This is a genomic window from Allobosea sp. P1_B10 (assembly GCF_056406735.1).
Genome location: NZ_JBFTZP010000007.1, coordinates 72665 through 87658, shown reverse-complemented (window position 1 = coordinate 87658; position 14994 = coordinate 72665). Strand labels below are relative to the sequence as shown.

Genomic DNA, 14994 nt, shown 5'->3' with positions numbered 1-14994 from the left:
ACGATGGACATGTTTTCCAATCTTTCGCTCGGCTTCGGCGTTGCGCTGTCGCTCCAGAACCTGGCCCTCTGCTTCGCCGGCTGTCTCGTCGGCACGCTGATCGGCGTGCTGCCCGGCGTCGGTCCGATCGCCACCATCGCCATCCTGCTGCCAATCACCTTCGGGCTCGATCCGGTCGGCGCGCTGATCATGCTCGCCGGCATCTACTACGGCGCGCAGTATGGTGGCTCGACCACCGCGATCCTGGTCAACATTCCCGGCGAAGCGACCTCCGTCGTCACCACGCTGGACGGCCACCAGATGGCCAAGCAGGGCCGCGCCGGCGTTGCGCTCGGCACGGCGGCGCTCGGCTCGTTCTTCGCCGGCTGCGTCGCCACCGTCTTCATCGCGGCGCTGGGTGCCCCGCTCACCAAGCTCGCCCTGCTTTTCGGGCCGGCGGAATATTTCTCGCTGATGGTGATGGGCCTGTGCTTTGCCGTCGTGCTGGCGCGCGGCTCGATCCTCAAGGCCTTCTGCATGATCATGCTGGGCCTGCTGCTTTCGACCGTCGGCACCGACCTCGAGACCGGGCAGGAGCGCATGACGCTGGGCTTCCCGCCACTCTCCGACGGCATCGACTTCGCCGTTCTCGCGATGGGCGTATTCGGCTTCGCCGAGGTGCTGCGCAATCTCGAGAACACCGAGACCCGCGACGTCGTGCGCGCAAAGATCGGGCGACTGCTGCCCGACTGGAACGACATCAAGCAATCCGCCGCGCCGGTTCTACGCGGTACGTTCCTCGGCGGCATCCTGGGCATCCTGCCGGGCAATGGCGCGGTGCTGGGTCCGTTCGCCAGCTATACGCTCGAGAAGAAGCTCGCCAAGGATCCCTCGCGCTTCGGCAAGGGCGCGATCGAGGGCGTGGCGGGGCCGGAATCGGCCAACAACGCCGGCGCCCAGACGGCCTTCATCCCGCTGCTGACGCTGGGCATCCCGCCCAACGCCGTGATGGCGCTGATGGTCGGCGCGATGACCATCCACGGCATCATCCCCGGCCCGCAGGTCATGACCAAGAACCCCGAGCTGTTCTGGGGCATGATCGCCTCGATGTGGATCGGCAACCTGATGCTGCTCATCATCAACCTGCCGCTCGTCGGCGTCTGGGTGAAGCTGCTGCAGGTGCCCTACCGCCTGATGTTCCCATCGATCCTGATCTTCTGCTGCATCGGCATCTACTCGGTGAACAATCAGCCGGTCGACGTCGCCTTCACCGCGATGTTCGGACTGTTCGGCTACCTGCTGATCAAGCTCGGCTTCGAACCCGCGCCGATGCTGCTGGGTTTCGTGCTCGGCAAGCTGATGGAAGAGAAGCTGCGCCAGGCGCTGATCATCTCGCGCGGCTCGTTCATGACCTTCATCGAGCGGCCGATCTCGGCAGGGCTCCTGATTGTCGCCATAGTCATCCTCGTGATCGCGCTGCTGCCTTCGATCTCGAAGAAGCGCGACGAGGTCTTCACCGAATGACGGGGTTGTCGCGGCTCTGCCGCGACGCCACTCTCGTTTGCAAGTTTACAGAACACAACCTTTGGGAGAGCCCGCTACCATGAAGAAGATCACGCTTGGCCTTGCGGCCGCCATCACGTTGGCCCTGGCCGGCGGCGCGAATGCGCAGGCCTATCCGAACAAGCCGGTCACGATGATCGTGCCCTTCGCCGCCGGTGGCCCGACCGACATCATCGCCCGCATCGTCAGCGAGAACATGTCCAAGACGCTGGGCCAGCAAGTCGTGGTCGAGAACGTCGCCGGTGCCGGCGGAACGACTGGCATCGCACGCGCGCTCACCGCCGCGCCCGACGGCTACACCATCGCCATGGGCCATCTCGGCACCTTTTCGGCCGCGCCTGCGACCTATCCCGGGCTGAAATACGATCCGATCAACGGCATGCAGGCAATCGGCCTGGCCGGTGGCACCCCGATCCTGATCGTGGCGCGCAAGAACCTCGAGCCCAAGGACCTGAAAGAGTTCGTCTCCTATGTGAAGGCCAATCCCGACAAGCTGAACGAGGCCCATGCCGGCGTCGGCTCGGTGTCCTGGACGACCTGCACCCTGCTCAAGGGCCAACTCGGCGTGCCCAAGCTGAATGCGGTCGCCTATCGCGGCACCGGCCCGGCCCTCAACGACCTGGTCTCCGGCCAGATCGACTTCATGTGCGACCAGATCGTATCCGTCGCCGAGCAGGTTAAGGCCAACTCCATCAAGGCCTACGCGGTCGCCTCTGCCCAGCGCTCGCCGGCCCTGCCGGACGTGCCGACCACCGCCGAGGCCGGCCTGCCGGAATACCAGATCGAAGCCTGGAACGGCATTGCCGCGCCGAAGGGCACGCCCAAGGAGGTCGTCGACCGCCTGGTCGATGCGCTCGGCAAGGCGCTCGACGACGCGGGTGTGAAGAAGCGCCTGCTCGACCTCGGCACCGTAATGCCGACCGCCGAGGAGCGCACGCCGGCCGGCTTCGCCGCGCTGATCAAGCGTGACGCCGACAAGCTCAGCCCGATCTTGGCTGCGGCCCCGAAGTAGCTTTTCGTTCTATTTCACTAGGGGACGGCGGGTCTTTCGACCCGCCGTTTTTCGTTGAACGCAGCTTTCCGGGGTCCCCGTGAACAGCCTGGGCACTTGATATCGCGAAGCATTTCCCGGTCGAGTTGCGAATAGTCACATCTCGTGACTCGCTGTCCCGGAACCGGAACGAGACCTGCTCGTTCTCCCTCCGAACTTTCCCTTGGAAGGAGAAACGACCATGTTCAAGAAGCTTACTCTCGTGACCGCCCTTGTCGTCGCCCCCGTGGCGGCCTTCGCCCAGAACAATCCCCCGGCCGCCCAGGGTGGCGCGGTCGGTGGCGCAACAACCGGTGCTGTCGGTGGCGCGATCGTAGGCGGCCCTGTCGGAGCCGTGGTCGGTGGCGTCGGTGGCGCCGTTGTCGGCGCGATCATCGGCGACCAGACCCCGCGCTTCCGCCAGTATGTCGTGGAACAGCGCGTCCCGTCCTATACCTATGCCGATCCTGTGACCGTCGGCACCGTCCTGCCGGAGGACGGCGTGGTCTATCGCCAGGTTCCCGCCGAGTACGGCGCGACCCAGTATCGCTATACCGTCGTCAACGAGCGCCCCGTCCTGGTCGAGCCCCGCAGCCGCCGCGTGGTTCAGGTGATCGAATAACGGCACCGAGTAGATCGGCATGCCCTATCGGCATTGCCGGTAGGATCGAAAGGGTCAGGCCCGTTCGGGACCCGCCCGCCCTTCCGATCAAGGCCCGCTCCAGCAATGGGGCGGGCCTTCGTCATGCGGGTCTCAGCGCGTGCCGAACATCCGGTCGCCGGCGTCGCCGAGCCCCGGGACGATGTAGCCGTGCTCGTTGAGGCGTTCGTCGATCGCCGCCGTCCAGATCCGGACATCGGGATGGGCGCCACGAAGCCGCGCGATACCCTCGGGCGCGGCGAGCAGGCAGACGAAGCGCAGATCCTTTGCGCCGCGCTCCTTCAGGCGATCGATCGCGGCCACGGCCGAATTGGCGGTGGCCAGCATCGGGTCCATCACCACGATCATGCGCTCGGCGACGTCGGACGGCGCCTTGAAATAGTACTCCACAGCCTGGAGCGTGTTGGGGTCGCGGTAGAGCCCGATATGGGCGACGCGGGCCGCCGGGACCAGTTCCAGCATGCCATCGAGGAAGCCGACGCCGGCGCGCAGGATCGGCGCGAAGACGAGCTTCTTGCCCGCGATGATCGGCTGCATCGACTTGGTCAGGGGCGTTTCGATCTCGACCATCTCGATCGGAAGATCGCGCGTGACCTCGTAGCAGAGCAGCATGCCGATCTCGTTCAGGAGCTGGCGGAAACTCTTGGTCGAACGGTCCTTCTCGCGCATCAATGTCAGCTTGTGCTGGACTAGCGGGTGATCGACGACCGTGACGCCGTCAGAGCTCGTTGCCATGGTATCGTCGTTCCTCGCTAGTCTTCAGCTTCCGACCGATATCATATCGGGCCTGAAGCTGTACGGCTTTGTTCCCAGCTTTGTCGCTGCAGCTGCCTCGCCCGGAAACTCCTACGGTGCCCGGACAATGCCGCCTCAGAATACCGTACCGTCGCTGATGATGGTCAAGGGCGGCCCGCCATCGGCGCGGCGCTCGCGCGCGATCCGCCGGCCCGCCGCCCAGGTGCCGCCCTCCAGCACCTTCGCCAAGGGCAGTTCCTCCGCCGTGCGACCGAGCCGCCGGCGGATGGCGAACCCGATCTCGTCGAGCAGCGCAACCGTCAGGGCCCGCCACTCGACGACGAGCGGAGAGCCGACCTCATGGGCGCGCTCGGCATCGGCGGCGTCCTTGAGCGCCAGCACGCCGCTGTCGAGGAAGAGGCCGCCATTGCGGTATTCAGGCAGACCGGTCAGGTCATCGATGTCGATCACCGAGATGCCGGCCCATTGCAGCGGCTCGATCAGGGAATAGGTCAGCCATTGCGAGAGCTTATGGAAGGGCACCAGCCCCTCCGTCGGCGTGCCCGGTGCGATCAGCGGATGACGCCAGGTGTCGCCAAGTGCGACTCCGCCGAGCATCAGGCGCGAGGGCCAGATGCCGCCGAARGTCGCCAGGACCTCGCCGAGCATATGCGCGGCCCGGATGCTGCCGGTTTCGGCCACGCCGGCAAAGCGATCGAACAGATCGCCCGGCCGTTCGAGGCCGTGGCGCTCGAGTTCCTCCCCGAGCCGGTTCAGCAGCGCAGCGCGCCCTTCCAGCGCGAGCAGCGGGTTGTCCGGGCCGGACTGGAAGCCCTCGGCCAAAGTCGCGGCGTCGAGCCGCTTCAGCGCGACGGCGTCGGCCCGCAGCGGCTGTTCGGGATCGCTGGAAAACGCGCCGGCGGCAAACATCTCCAGCGAGGCCAGCGCCAGCCCTTCCGAGCGTCCGATCGCCTGGCCCGTCGCGGCATCGCGGTAGCGCCAGTTCGGTCCCGCGCCAGCATCGAGCAACACGCTGACGACGGCGAGATCATAGGCGGCACGGCCCCTCACGCCGGCATCGGCGAAGCCCGCGCGGCGGTCGAGCGCACTCCAGCGATCATCCCCGGCGACGCTGAAATGGCGCCAGCGAGCGTGGAACGGGATTTCCAGAGTCGGATAGTTCGCCTTGATGGTGTCGAGCACGTAGTCGGCGCAGGCGTCCACCTGCTCGGGATGCACCGTGAAGTGCAGCAGTTGCCCGGCGAGGCCCAACTCTATCATCTCATGCGCGCGGGCGCGGACGGCTGCGGGTTTCAGCAGGGCCTGGAACTGCTCGGTTGCGCGCTCGGGCATGGTGCCCCCTTCAGAACTTGTCGAGATCGCGACCGATCGTCGCCTTCAGGCTGTTGTCGCCCGGCGCCCCCTCGGGCGAATAGTAGCCGGCCGCTTTCTTGGCCTCGATCTCGACCGAGGCGTCGGGCGGGACCAGTTCCGGCGGGATCGCGACGCGCTCGCCGATCTCGATGCCGCTCTCGACCATGGCGTCGTATTTCATGTTCGACATCGACATCAGCCGGTCGATGCGCGTGACGCCGAGCCAGTGCAGGACATCGGGCATCAATTGCTGGAAACGGGCGTCCTGGACGCCTGCGACGCATTCGGTGCGCTCGAAATAGGTCGCGGCGGAATCGCCGCCCTCCTGACGCTTGCGGGCGTTGTAGACGAGAAATTTCGTGACCTCGCCGAGCGCCCGGCCTTCCTTGCGGTTGTAGACGATCAGCCCGACGCCGCCGCTCTGCGCCTCCTTCACCGCCTCCTCGATGCCGTGCACGAGATAGGGCCGGCAGGTGCAGATGTCGGAGCCGAAGACATCCGAGCCGTTGCATTCGTCATGGACGCGGCAGGCCACGCGGCTGCGACCGCCGGCCAGCGCCGAGACCTCGCCGACGACATAGGCCGTGATCGAGCCGATCGGCGGAAGGAAGACGCGCATGTCCGGACGCGTCACCAGCTCGGGATACATGCCGCCAGTCTGCTCGAAGAGCGTGCGGCGCAATTCCTGCTCTGTCGTGCCGAAGCGCTCGGCGATTCCCGGCAGGTGCCAGACCGGGTCGATCGCGATCTTGGTGACGCTGATATCGCCCGATTTGTGCAGGATGTGGTCGTCCGCCGCGAGCCTGTGGGCCGCCATCGCCGCCAGGATCTCGGGCAGGTTCAGCCGCGCCTTGGTGATGGCGATGGTGGGGCGGATGTCGATGCCCTCGCCGATCAACTGGCCGAAATCAAGCGCGACGCGATGGCCGAACGGGTCGAGCGAGACGATCTTTCCGGGCTGGAACCATTGCGGCTGCGGCGCGATCTCAGCAGTGGGATAGGTGTTCGTCAGGTCCGGGCGCTGCGACGGGTTCATCGCGCGGGCCGAAATCGCCAGCGCGCGATAGACGGAATAGGAACCGCCATGAGCGCCGATCACGTTGCGGTCGCCTGGCGCCGTGGTCGAGGCGATGACCGGTCCGCGCTCCTCCACGGTCTCCGCGCCCCATCGAATGGGGAAGCGCGTGGCGGCGTTCCCGGGCTCGGGATGCGAGGTCAGGCGGATATGGGTCGTACGATTCTGCGAGGACATGCAGTCACACCCCGGAACGGACAAGGGCCCCGCGACGCGAGCGCGTCCGGGGCCCTCTGGACCTCACCAAGTGTGTCTTAGCGCGAACCTATCGTCAATTACCTCAAAAGACGGCGAGATAGCGCAGCAGCGAGATGATGCCGATGACGATTACGATGATCTGGACGACGTTTTTGATCTGCGCGTCGAGCGGCAGCATCCGAACGAGGTACAGCACAAGGCCGATAACGAGGACGGTAATAAGAAGCGAAATCAGAATGCCCATAAGAAAAATCCTTTGACGCGGCCGAAAGCCGGCCCCCCGGGCCCATCCTGCGAGGCATTCGCAGGATGTCAGCCCGCTGACAGAACGTCGCAGGATGGGAATAGGTTCCGATGTCGCTCGGTTTGCTGCCGGGAAATCCGGTAGGCGTCGCCAACGACAGGGCGCAGCCCGGCCGAATCCGCAGCAGGCGCACCTCTGCCGTCATGGTCCGCGTTGCTCCGTCAACCACGCCCTCCCAGGACGGGCCCGGTGTTCAAGACGGGCATGCCCGCCACAAGGGCGAGCATGAGGGATGCGGGTCGTTCGCGGGCTCAGCCCGCGATGCGGCCGAAATCCGCGACGGCGCGGGTCGCCTCGCGCAACTGGTTGAGCAGTCGCAGGCGGTTGGCACGCAGGGCCGCGTCGGGGTCGTTGACCGTGACCTTGTCGAAGAAGGCGTCGACCGCCGGGCAAAGCTCCGCCAGAGCGGCCATCGCGCCCTCGTAGTCCTCTTTCGCGACCGCTGCCTCGGCTGCCGGCGTCGCCTGGCTGAGTGCGACGGCCAGCGCCTTTTCCTCGATCAGGCCGGCATCGGCGATGAGCTGGAGATCGGCAGCCGCGGCGAAGGCGCCCTCGCCGTCCTTCTTCTCCTCGGCCTTGAGGATGTTGGCGGCGCGCTTGTAGCCCGCCAGCAGGCTCTTGCCGTCCTCGGTCTCGAGGAATCGCGACAGCGCCGCGACGCGGCGGGTGATGAGCAGCAGGTCGTCGGAGCTCGACGAACCATCGCCCAGCACCGCGTCGACGAGGTCATGCCGCGCGCCTTGGTCGCGCAGCATCACCTTCAGGCGGTCGTGGAAGAAGGAGAGGAGGTCCGGGTCCTTGGCGATCGTGGTCAGCGGCAGGCGCACGCCGTTCTCGACCACGAGCCGGATCACGCCCAGCGCCGCACGGCGCAGCGCATAGGGGTCCTTGCTGCCAGTGGGTTTCTCGTCGATGGCCCAGAAACCGGTCAGCGTATCGAGCTTGTCGGCGAGCGCCACCGCCACCGAAACCGGATCGGTTGGGACGCGGTCGGAGGGGCCGGCGGGCTTGTAGTGCTCCTCGATCGCGGCTGCGACCGAAGCGTGTTCGCCCTGAAGCTCGGCATATTTGCGGCCCATCAGGCCCTGCAACTCCGGGAACTCGCCGACCATTTCTGTCGGCAGGTCGGCCTTGGCGAGCTTTGCCGCGCGCTCGGCGAGGTCCGCGTCGGCACCGACGACCGGCGCGAGCTCGCAGGCTAGAGCCGCGATACGGCGAACGCGCTGGCCTTGCGTGCCGAGCTTGGCATGGAAGACGACGCCGAGCTTGTCGAGTTTTGCCATCCGCTGGTCGAGCGGACGGGTCAGGTCGAGGCCGAGAGCCTCGGCGCTGGCGCGGAAGGTCTCGAGATCGGGCAGGAAGCCCTTGTCGGTCGCGAAGAAATAGGCGGCATCCGAGAGACGGGCGCGCACGACGCGCTCATTGCCGCCCACGATCGCCTTGCCGCCGTCGCTGGCCATCAGGTTCGAGGTCAGCATGAAGCGGTTGGCGAGCAGCCCCGTGGCGGGATCGCGCAGCACGAAGCATTTCTGGTTGGCGCGAATCGTGGCGCGGATCGCCTCGCCGGGGATCTCCAGGAAGCGCTCCTCGAAGGAGCCCATCAGCACGACCGGCCATTCGACGAGACCAGCGACCTCCTCCAGCAGGCCCTCGTCCTCGACCAGTTCCAGACCCTGCGCGAAGGCGAGCGTCTTGGCGTCGTTGAGGATGATCTCCTTGCGACGGTCGGCATCGAGCACGACCTTCGCCTTCTCAAGGCTGGTCACATAATCGTCGAAGCGCCTGACGGTGATCGGGCCCGGCGCGTGGAAGCGGTGGCCATAGGTGACATTGCCGGAAACGATGCCGTCGACGTCGAAGGGCACCACCTCCGGGTCCTCGGTCTCGGCGCCGAAGGTGCACAGGATCGAGTGCAGTGGACGGACCCAGCGCAGGCTGGCCCCGGCGGCGGATGCCTTGCCCCAGCGCATCGACTTCGGCCAGGGGAAGTTGCGGATGATGGCCGGCACGATCTCGGCGATGGCCGTGACCGTCTCCTGGCCGGGTTTTTCGATAATGGCGACGTAGGAATCGCCCTTCTTCGGGTCGCTGACGATGGTCGCTTCGTCCAGCGAGAGCAGGCCGGCGGCTTTCAGGAAGCCATGCACGGCGGCATCTGGCGCGCCGACGCGCGGACCTTTCCGCTCCTCGCGGATGTCGCGGCCGCGGATCGGCAAGCCGGCGATGTGCAGCGTCAGACGGCGCGGCGTCGCAAAAGCCTTGGCGCCCTCATAGACCAGGCCGCGCTCGACCAGCGCGTCGGTGACGAGCTTGCGCAGGTCGTCGGCCGCCTTGCGCTGCATGCGGGCGGGGATTTCTTCCGAGAAGATTTCGAGCAGGAGATCGGGCATCAGTTGGCTCCCCCGCCGGCGGTCTTCAGCCAGGCCGCGCCGCAGGCTTTCGAGAGTTCACGGACGCGCAGGATGTAGCTCTGGCGCTCGGTGACCGAGATCACGCCGCGCGCATCGAGCAGGTTGAACATGTGGCTGGCCTTGATGCACTGGTCATAGGCCGGCAGGGCGAGCGTGTGGGCGGTGTCGTTGGCGTTGCCGCTCGCCTCGCCCGCCGCCAGCAGCGCCTTGCACTCGGCCTCGGCGTCCGAGAAGTGCCGGAACAGCATCTCGGTGTTGGCGTGCTCGAAATTGTGCCGCGAGAACTCCTGCTCCGCCTGCAGGAAAACATCGCCGTAGGAGATGCGATCCTCGCCTTCGCCGCCGTTGAAGTTGAGGTCGTAGACGTTTTCGACGCCCTGGACATACATCGCCAGGCGCTCGAGGCCGTAGGTCAGTTCGCCGGCTACCGGCGCGCATTCGACGCCGGCGACCTGCTGGAAATAGGTGAACTGGCTGACTTCCATGCCGTCGCACCAGCATTCCCAGCCCAGCCCCCAGGCGCCCAAAGTCGGGCTCTCCCAGTCGTCCTCGACGAAGCGCACGTCATGAAGCGCGAGATCGACGCCGATGGCGGCCAGCGAGTCGAGATAGAGCTGCTGCAAATCCGGCGGCGAGGGCTTCAGGATGACCTGGAACTGGTAATAATGCTGAAGGCGGTTGGGGTTCTCGCCATAGCGGCCGTCCTTGGGCCGGCGCGAAGGCTGGACATAGGCCGCCTTCCAGGGCTTGGGGCCGAGCGCGCGCAGGGTCGTGGCCGGATGGAAGGTGCCGGCGCCGACCTCCATGTCGTAGGGCTGGAGCACCACGCAACCTCGCTCGGCCCAGAAGCGCTGCAAGGTCAGCAGCAGCCCCTGGAAGGAGCGGGTCGGGTCCATCGCGGCGGCGATGCCGGAGGCGGATTGCTGAGCGGGGGCGACCAAGGGCGTCAGGCCTTCCAGACTGTCACGAATGGCCGCGTGCTTAGGGGTTGCCGGGCGCTCCGGTCAAGCATTCCGCAACTTTCCGTGTCGGCAGAGCCGCATTTTAGCGGACAGGTTTCGTTCATTTCCCCTGCGATAGTTTCGTTTCCAGCCGAGGTTCGCGGCGTTCGGGGGCGAGCGCTTGAGACGGCCCGGCGGGTCTAAGCAGTAGGAGTAGTCCATGTTGTCTTCCCGTATCGCAGCCGCTGCCTTCGGTGCCGTCGCCCTCACTGTCGGCGCATTCTCCGTCGCTCCGGCCGTCGCCGCCCCTGTGGCCGCTCCCGTGGCCGCCACCCCGGTCCAAGCAGCTCCGGCTGGCGACCTCGTCCAGCAGGCGCAGTATTACGGCCCCCGCCGCTACCATCGCGCACGCCCCTATTACGGTCGCCCGGTGTATCGTCAGCGCTGCTTCGTCACCAACCGCCGCGTCTGGACCGGCTATGGCTGGGTCGTCCGCCCGACGCGCGTCTGCCGCTGATCGGAGGGAACGCGGCTGTCGACGCCGCAAGCTGACAATCACCTGAACGGCGCCTTTGGGCCCCGTTCAGCTTGTTTCCGCCAAGGTTTCATCTCACGCTACGGACAACGCCTGTGCGGCACCGGGCCGCCGGTGCACTGTTGAGGAGGATCAGACCATGCTTCGCAAGTTCATTCTCGGCACTGCCGGCGCGCTCGCACTGGGCGGCGCCACACTTGCCCTCTCCCCGGCGCAAGCCGCGCCGATCGCTGCCGGCCAGATTGAAGCCGTGCAGGGTTCGAGCGACCTTCTCCAGGAAGTGCAATATTACTATGGGCCGCGGCGCTACTACGGCGCGCGCCGCTTCTACGGTCCGCGCTACTACGGCCCGCGTCCCTATTATGGCCCGCGCTACTATCCCCCGGCGCCGCTTTTCGTGCCCAGGCCCTATTACTACGGCCCGCGCTACCTCTACTGACCGGCAATGCGTCGGGGTCAGGCGGGGTTCATGTCGAGCCCGCACTGCCCGCGATGCAGGGCTTCGCTGGCCGCCGTCAGCCCGCCCTCGGGACGATTGAGAATGAAAGCCGGCAGCAGCGCTGCCGGCTTCTTGCTGCTCAGCACGGCAGTGACGACGACGCGGATAGCCGGGCGATCCGGCAGCGCATGGATCGGCCGGATCACGACGCCGCCGAAACCAGTGGCGAGGCCGGCCAAAATCTGCGGCAGCGCTTCGGCGCGATGGATGATCGCGATTGTGCCGCCCGGCTTGAGCAGACGCCGCGCCGCCTTGAACCAATTATCCAGCGAGCCGTCGGCGACATGGGCGGCGCGGCGGTTCGAGACCGGAGAAACCCTGGTCTCGCCGGCCGCATAGAAGGGCGGGTTCATCGCGACGCAGGCAAAGCTCGCAGTCGCCAGTCCTGCGGCGGCCAGCGTCGAAGCTGCGCCCTCGATATCGGCTGCGATCACGTTTGCGCGTTCATCGAGGCCATTGGCGGCAACGTTGAGCCGGGCCAGCGCGGCAAGATCGGGATCGCGCTCGACCAGCACGACGCCAAGCCCCGGTTGCGACAGCGCCGCGGCGAGGCCGACGGTTCCGACCCCCGCGCCCATGTCGAGCAGCGGACCCGCGCCGAGATCCGGCAATGCGGCGGCCAGCAGGATCGCATCGCTTCCGGCGCGATGACCCTTCGCGGGTTGGTTCAGGATCAGGCGGCCATCGAGTAGACGATCTTCGACAATCACGCCAAGTGCGGAAAGCGGCTGCGAATCAGGCATCGCGCAGCTCGGCGCCGTAGCCGGCCTCGACCAGCAGCGCGCGTGCCCGCATCTTGTCGGCCTCGCGGACGAGCAGGCGGCGCTGGAAGGCGCCGGTCATGCCCTCGAGTGCGCTCATATGCTGATCGGTGATCATGCAGTCGAGATTGGCCGAGGCCAGCAGCGCCTCTATGGCGCCGAGCAGGACGATGTCGTTGGTGCGAAGGAGCTCGTGCATGGTTTCATGGAGCCCATGCTTGGGCGGCGCGCAAGCCCCACCGGCGCGAGGTGCGGCGACTGGCTGCGTTTGCAGGGGCTGGTCACCCATGCGACGGTTGTGGCAAGGCAGCACGAGCCGCGAGACGCGGAAGCCGACCGGAGTGATTGATATGGGCGTCGTCGTCGCGTTCGAGGACAAGGAAGCGGGCCAGGCCCGGATCGAGACGCTGGTCGATCTGGTGCGGGGCGATATGGAACGCGTGAATGCGATGATCCTGTCGCGCACGGGGTCCGACGTCACGATGATTCCCGAGGTGGCGAACCATCTGATCTCGTCCGGCGGCAAACGGTTGCGGCCGATGCTTACGCTCGCGACCGCCGCATTGAGCGGCTATCGCGGCGAGGGTCATGTGAAGCTCGCGGCGTCGGTGGAGTTCATGCACACCGCGACGCTGCTGCATGACGACGTCGTCGACCAGAGCGACATGCGCCGCGGCAAGCTCGCTGCCCGGATGCTCTGGGGCAACGAGGCCAGCGTGCTCGTCGGCGACTTCCTGCTCGGCCAGGCCTTCAAGATGATGGTCGAGGTCGGCTCGCTCAGGGCGCTCGACATCCTGTCCACGGCGGCCGCGGTCATCGCCGAGGGCGAAGTGCTGCAGCTCACCGTCGCCAAGAACACCGAGACCACCGAGGACGAATATCTCGCGGTGATCCGCGGCAAGACCGCCGAACTCTTCGCCGCCGCCTGCGAAGTGGGCCCCGTCATCGCCAACTCCTCCAAGGCCGATGCCGCCGCCTGCCGCAGCTACGGGCTCAACCTCGGCATCGCCTTCCAGCTGATCGACGACGCGCTGGACTATGGCGGCGTCGCCTCGAAGCTCGGCAAGAACACCGGCGACGATTTTCGCGAGGGCAAGATCACCCTGCCCGTCGTGCTGTCGTTCCGGCGCGGCAACGACAGCGAGCGCGCCTTCTGGCGCCGCACCCTGCAGGATGGCGAGATCCGCGACGGCGACCTCGACGAGGCGCAGGCGATCATGCGCCGCCACTCGGCCCTCGAAGACACGATCGAACGCGCCGAGCACTACGCCAAGATGGCCAAGGACGCGCTCGGGCTGTTCCCGGCCTCGCCGATGAAGCAGGCCCTCAACGAAACCGTCGATTTCTGCGTCGCGCGAGCCCATTGAGGGGCGAAAGCCGGTCCGCCAGTGGCTTAACTTGGAGAAAGCGCCAAGCTTTGCGAGCATGAGCGGCGGAGCGAACATGGCAAAAGTCGAAACGATAAGGGTCGCATTGCCCCCCGAGATGGCGGAGGCTCTCAGAGAGGCCGTAGCCGACGGCGGCTACGCATCATCGAGCGAAATCGTCAGCGAGGCGCTGCGGAACTGGCAGCAGCAACGTCAACGGCGCGACGGTCAGATGGCACGGCTGAAGGCCGAGATCGATCATGCCGCCCGTAATCCGCAACGGCTGACGGATGAGGATGTCGGCGCGCATTTCGACAAGCTGCTCGCATCGACCCTGGCGACGAAAGCATCTTGAGCCGCAAGCTTCTCTTCACGCCGGACGCGCTCGCGGACCTTGAAGAGCTATTCCTCTACATCGCGGCTGACAGCCCGGTTCGCGCGAGAAGCTATATCGAGGATATTCGGAAGAGCTGTCAGAGACCGACTGCGTCGCCTTTGATTGCTGTCGACAGGTCCAGCCTCCGCGCAGGGTTGCGTATCCTTCCGCGCTGGCGGAGGCTCATCGTCGCATACGAGCTCCCACCGGAGAGGGTTGACGTGTTGCGAGTGTTCTCCGGACGCCGTGACTACGAGGCACTCATGGGCCCAGATTGAGCACATGAGTGCTACGCATCACCGCAGCACTGTCGGCTTGATCCACCAGTTCGCGTGCTCGCGGGACAGCGTTCTTGCTGCGTCGGCGCTTTGGCGGCAGTCGTCGAACAGGGCAAAGCAGGTCGCGCCGGAACCGGACATCCGCGCCAGCCGGCAGCCGGGGACGTCGCGCAATCGCGCCAGCAGATCGGCAAGGATCGGCGCAACGCGCAGTGCCGGCGGCTCAAGATCATTGCGGGAGTGGCCGAGCGCGTCGAAGAGGCCGTCCCGGCTCTCCACCGCGACCGGGGCCCTGCATGAAGCGCCCACGCTCCCGGCCTCTCCCGCGCGCAGCCCCAGTTCGCGGAAGACCGCTGCGGTCTCGATGGGCACGCCCGGATTGACGAGTACGGCAAAGAGTTGCGGCAGCCGCAGGGCGGGGCCCAGCCGTTCGCCGATCCCCGCCATCACGCGTGCGCGCGATTCCAGGCAAACCGGCACATCCGCTCCGATCCGAGCCGCGGCGCGCAGCGGTGCCGGGTCGTTCAGTGGAATCGCGTTGTGTCTCGCCAGCAGGCGCAGTGCAGCTGCGGCATCGGCCGACCCGCCGCCGATACCCGATGCGACCGGCAGACGCTTGATGAGGTGAAAGCGCCCCCAGCGCAGCGGACCGCGCTCCTCTGCGAGGATGCGAGCAGCACGCAGCACGAGATTGCGGTCGTCGACTTCGAGCCCGGCGCCACGCGGCCCGCCAATGGTGAGCGCGAGATCAGGGCCCGGCGCGAGCGTCAGGATATCGCCTACCCCGGCAAAGGCGACGAGGCTTTCGAGCTCGTGATAGCCGTCGGCGCGTCGCCCCAGCACCCTCAGGTCGAGATTGACCTTCGCGCGGGCCCGGGTGGTCAGAGGCAATGACATGCCGGCAGCC

The 14994-nt window shown here is 66.6% G+C and carries 17 protein-coding genes; 8 read left to right on the top strand and 9 right to left on the bottom strand.

Going from position 1 to position 14994, the window contains the following annotated elements:
• Positions 1–3 precede the first annotated feature (3 nt).
• The 3 genes from AC1D2L_RS15970 (at position 4) to AC1D2L_RS15960 (ending at position 3194) form a co-directional block, all read left to right on the top strand.
• Positions 4–1503 carry a tripartite tricarboxylate transporter permease gene (locus AC1D2L_RS15970; RefSeq protein ID WP_476846873.1) on the top strand — a complete coding sequence of 500 codons (1500 nt, stop codon included), beginning with the start codon at positions 4–6 and terminating at the stop codon, positions 1501–1503.
• Positions 1504–1582: 79 nt separating this feature from the next.
• Positions 1583–2554: a tripartite tricarboxylate transporter substrate-binding protein gene (locus AC1D2L_RS15965; RefSeq protein WP_476846872.1), complete on the top strand. Its 972-nt coding sequence runs from the start codon at positions 1583–1585 to the stop codon at positions 2552–2554.
• A gap of 220 nt (positions 2555–2774) precedes the next feature.
• The gene (locus AC1D2L_RS15960) at positions 2775–3194 is read left to right on the top strand and encodes a DUF1236 domain-containing protein (RefSeq protein ID WP_476846871.1); all 420 of its coding nucleotides are present in this window, start codon (positions 2775–2777) and stop codon (positions 3192–3194) included.
• A 132-nt stretch (positions 3195–3326) separates the two neighbouring features.
• Here the strand turns inward: AC1D2L_RS15960 and upp are convergent, their stop codons facing one another.
• The 6 genes from upp to AC1D2L_RS15930 form a co-directional block, all read right to left on the bottom strand.
• Positions 3327–3968 carry a uracil phosphoribosyltransferase gene (upp, locus tag AC1D2L_RS15955; RefSeq protein WP_476846870.1) on the bottom strand — a complete coding sequence of 214 codons (642 nt, stop codon included), beginning with the start codon at positions 3966–3968 and terminating at the stop codon, positions 3327–3329.
• 135 nt (positions 3969–4103) lie between these two features.
• Entirely contained in the window at positions 4104–5321 is a 1218-nt protein-coding gene (locus tag AC1D2L_RS15950) for a URC4/urg3 family protein (protein WP_476846869.1), read from the bottom strand.
• Between the two features lie 10 nt (positions 5322–5331).
• Positions 5332–6594 carry a GTP cyclohydrolase II gene (locus AC1D2L_RS15945; RefSeq protein WP_476846868.1) on the bottom strand — a complete coding sequence of 421 codons (1263 nt, stop codon included), beginning with the start codon at positions 6592–6594 and terminating at the stop codon, positions 5332–5334.
• Between the two features lie 103 nt (positions 6595–6697).
• Complete coding sequence (locus tag AC1D2L_RS15940) at positions 6698–6859, bottom strand: Thivi_2564 family membrane protein (protein WP_181300606.1); 162 nt, start codon at positions 6857–6859, stop codon at positions 6698–6700.
• Between the two features lie 311 nt (positions 6860–7170).
• Positions 7171–9309, bottom strand: a complete 2139-nt coding sequence (gene glyS / locus AC1D2L_RS15935; protein ID WP_476846867.1) for a glycine--tRNA ligase subunit beta — start codon at positions 9307–9309, stop codon at positions 7171–7173.
• The gene (locus tag AC1D2L_RS15930; RefSeq protein ID WP_476846999.1) at positions 9309–10226 is read right to left on the bottom strand and encodes a glycine--tRNA ligase subunit alpha; all 918 of its coding nucleotides are present in this window, start codon (positions 10224–10226) and stop codon (positions 9309–9311) included. Before AC1D2L_RS15930 ends, glyS begins: the two co-directional genes overlap by 1 nt.
• Before the next feature lie 265 nt (positions 10227–10491).
• Here AC1D2L_RS15930 and AC1D2L_RS15925 point away from each other — a divergent pair, with 265 nt between their 5' ends.
• The gene (locus AC1D2L_RS15925) at positions 10492–10788 is read left to right on the top strand and encodes a hypothetical protein (protein ID WP_476846866.1); all 297 of its coding nucleotides are present in this window, start codon (positions 10492–10494) and stop codon (positions 10786–10788) included.
• Positions 10789–10945: 157 nt separating this feature from the next.
• Positions 10946–11245: a hypothetical protein gene (locus tag AC1D2L_RS15920; RefSeq protein ID WP_476846865.1), complete on the top strand. Its 300-nt coding sequence runs from the start codon at positions 10946–10948 to the stop codon at positions 11243–11245.
• A gap of 17 nt (positions 11246–11262) precedes the next feature.
• On the opposite strand, the gene AC1D2L_RS15915 is transcribed toward AC1D2L_RS15920, so the two are convergent.
• Entirely contained in the window at positions 11263–12048 is a 786-nt protein-coding gene (locus AC1D2L_RS15915) for a tRNA1(Val) (adenine(37)-N6)-methyltransferase (protein WP_476846864.1), read from the bottom strand.
• Complete coding sequence (locus AC1D2L_RS15910; protein ID WP_476846863.1) at positions 12041–12265, bottom strand: putative signal transducing protein; 225 nt, start codon at positions 12263–12265, stop codon at positions 12041–12043. Before AC1D2L_RS15910 ends, AC1D2L_RS15915 begins: the two co-directional genes overlap by 8 nt.
• 151 nt (positions 12266–12416) lie before the next feature.
• Here AC1D2L_RS15910 and AC1D2L_RS15905 point away from each other — a divergent pair, with 151 nt between their 5' ends.
• Genes AC1D2L_RS15905 through AC1D2L_RS15895 form a run of 3 tightly spaced genes read left to right on the top strand, consistent with a single transcriptional unit; the run spans position 12417 to position 14087 of the window.
• Positions 12417–13433, top strand: coding sequence for a polyprenyl synthetase family protein (locus AC1D2L_RS15905; protein WP_476846862.1), 1017 nt, complete (start codon positions 12417–12419; stop codon positions 13431–13433).
• Positions 13434–13491: 58 nt separating this feature from the next.
• Complete coding sequence (locus tag AC1D2L_RS15900; protein ID WP_476846861.1) at positions 13492–13788, top strand: ribbon-helix-helix domain-containing protein; 297 nt, start codon at positions 13492–13494, stop codon at positions 13786–13788.
• Complete coding sequence (locus tag AC1D2L_RS15895; protein ID WP_476846860.1) at positions 13785–14087, top strand: type II toxin-antitoxin system RelE/ParE family toxin; 303 nt, start codon at positions 13785–13787, stop codon at positions 14085–14087. The genes AC1D2L_RS15900 and AC1D2L_RS15895 overlap by 4 nt, the downstream gene beginning before the upstream one ends.
• Positions 14088–14105: 18 nt before the next feature.
• On the opposite strand, the gene AC1D2L_RS15890 is transcribed toward AC1D2L_RS15895, so the two are convergent.
• Entirely contained in the window at positions 14106–14984 is an 879-nt protein-coding gene (locus AC1D2L_RS15890) for a 4-(cytidine 5'-diphospho)-2-C-methyl-D-erythritol kinase (RefSeq protein ID WP_476846859.1), read from the bottom strand.
• Positions 14985–14994 lie beyond the last annotated feature (10 nt).

Excerpts from the sequence above, each read along its gene's own strand:
- AC1D2L_RS15915 (WP_476846864.1), bottom strand. The coding sequence starts at position 12,048 with ATGCCTGATTCGCAGCCGCTTTCCGCACTTGGCGTGATTGTCGAAGAT.
- AC1D2L_RS15900 (WP_476846861.1), top strand. The coding sequence starts at position 13,492 with ATGAGCGGCGGAGCGAACATGGCAAAAGTCGAAACGATAAGGGTCGCA.
- AC1D2L_RS15930 (WP_476846999.1), bottom strand. The coding sequence starts at position 10,226 with ATGGACCCGACCCGCTCCTTCCAGGGGCTGCTGCTGACCTTGCAGCGC.
- AC1D2L_RS15920 (WP_476846865.1), top strand. The coding sequence starts at position 10,946 with ATGCTTCGCAAGTTCATTCTCGGCACTGCCGGCGCGCTCGCACTGGGC.
- AC1D2L_RS15940 (WP_181300606.1), bottom strand. The coding sequence starts at position 6,859 with ATGGGCATTCTGATTTCGCTTCTTATTACCGTCCTCGTTATCGGCCTT.
- AC1D2L_RS15945 (WP_476846868.1), bottom strand. The coding sequence starts at position 6,594 with ATGTCCTCGCAGAATCGTACGACCCATATCCGCCTGACCTCGCATCCC.
- AC1D2L_RS15970 (WP_476846873.1), top strand. The coding sequence starts at position 4 with ATGGACATGTTTTCCAATCTTTCGCTCGGCTTCGGCGTTGCGCTGTCG.
- AC1D2L_RS15905 (WP_476846862.1), top strand. The coding sequence starts at position 12,417 with ATGGGCGTCGTCGTCGCGTTCGAGGACAAGGAAGCGGGCCAGGCCCGG.
- AC1D2L_RS15965 (WP_476846872.1), top strand. The coding sequence starts at position 1,583 with ATGAAGAAGATCACGCTTGGCCTTGCGGCCGCCATCACGTTGGCCCTG.
- AC1D2L_RS15910 (WP_476846863.1), bottom strand. The coding sequence starts at position 12,265 with ATGCACGAGCTCCTTCGCACCAACGACATCGTCCTGCTCGGCGCCATA.
- AC1D2L_RS15925 (WP_476846866.1), top strand. The coding sequence starts at position 10,492 with ATGTTGTCTTCCCGTATCGCAGCCGCTGCCTTCGGTGCCGTCGCCCTC.
- AC1D2L_RS15890 (WP_476846859.1), bottom strand. The coding sequence starts at position 14,984 with ATGTCATTGCCTCTGACCACCCGGGCCCGCGCGAAGGTCAATCTCGAC.
- AC1D2L_RS15960 (WP_476846871.1), top strand. The coding sequence starts at position 2,775 with ATGTTCAAGAAGCTTACTCTCGTGACCGCCCTTGTCGTCGCCCCCGTG.
- glyS (WP_476846867.1), bottom strand. The coding sequence starts at position 9,309 with ATGCCCGATCTCCTGCTCGAAATCTTCTCGGAAGAAATCCCCGCCCGC.
- upp (WP_476846870.1), bottom strand. The coding sequence starts at position 3,968 with ATGGCAACGAGCTCTGACGGCGTCACGGTCGTCGATCACCCGCTAGTC.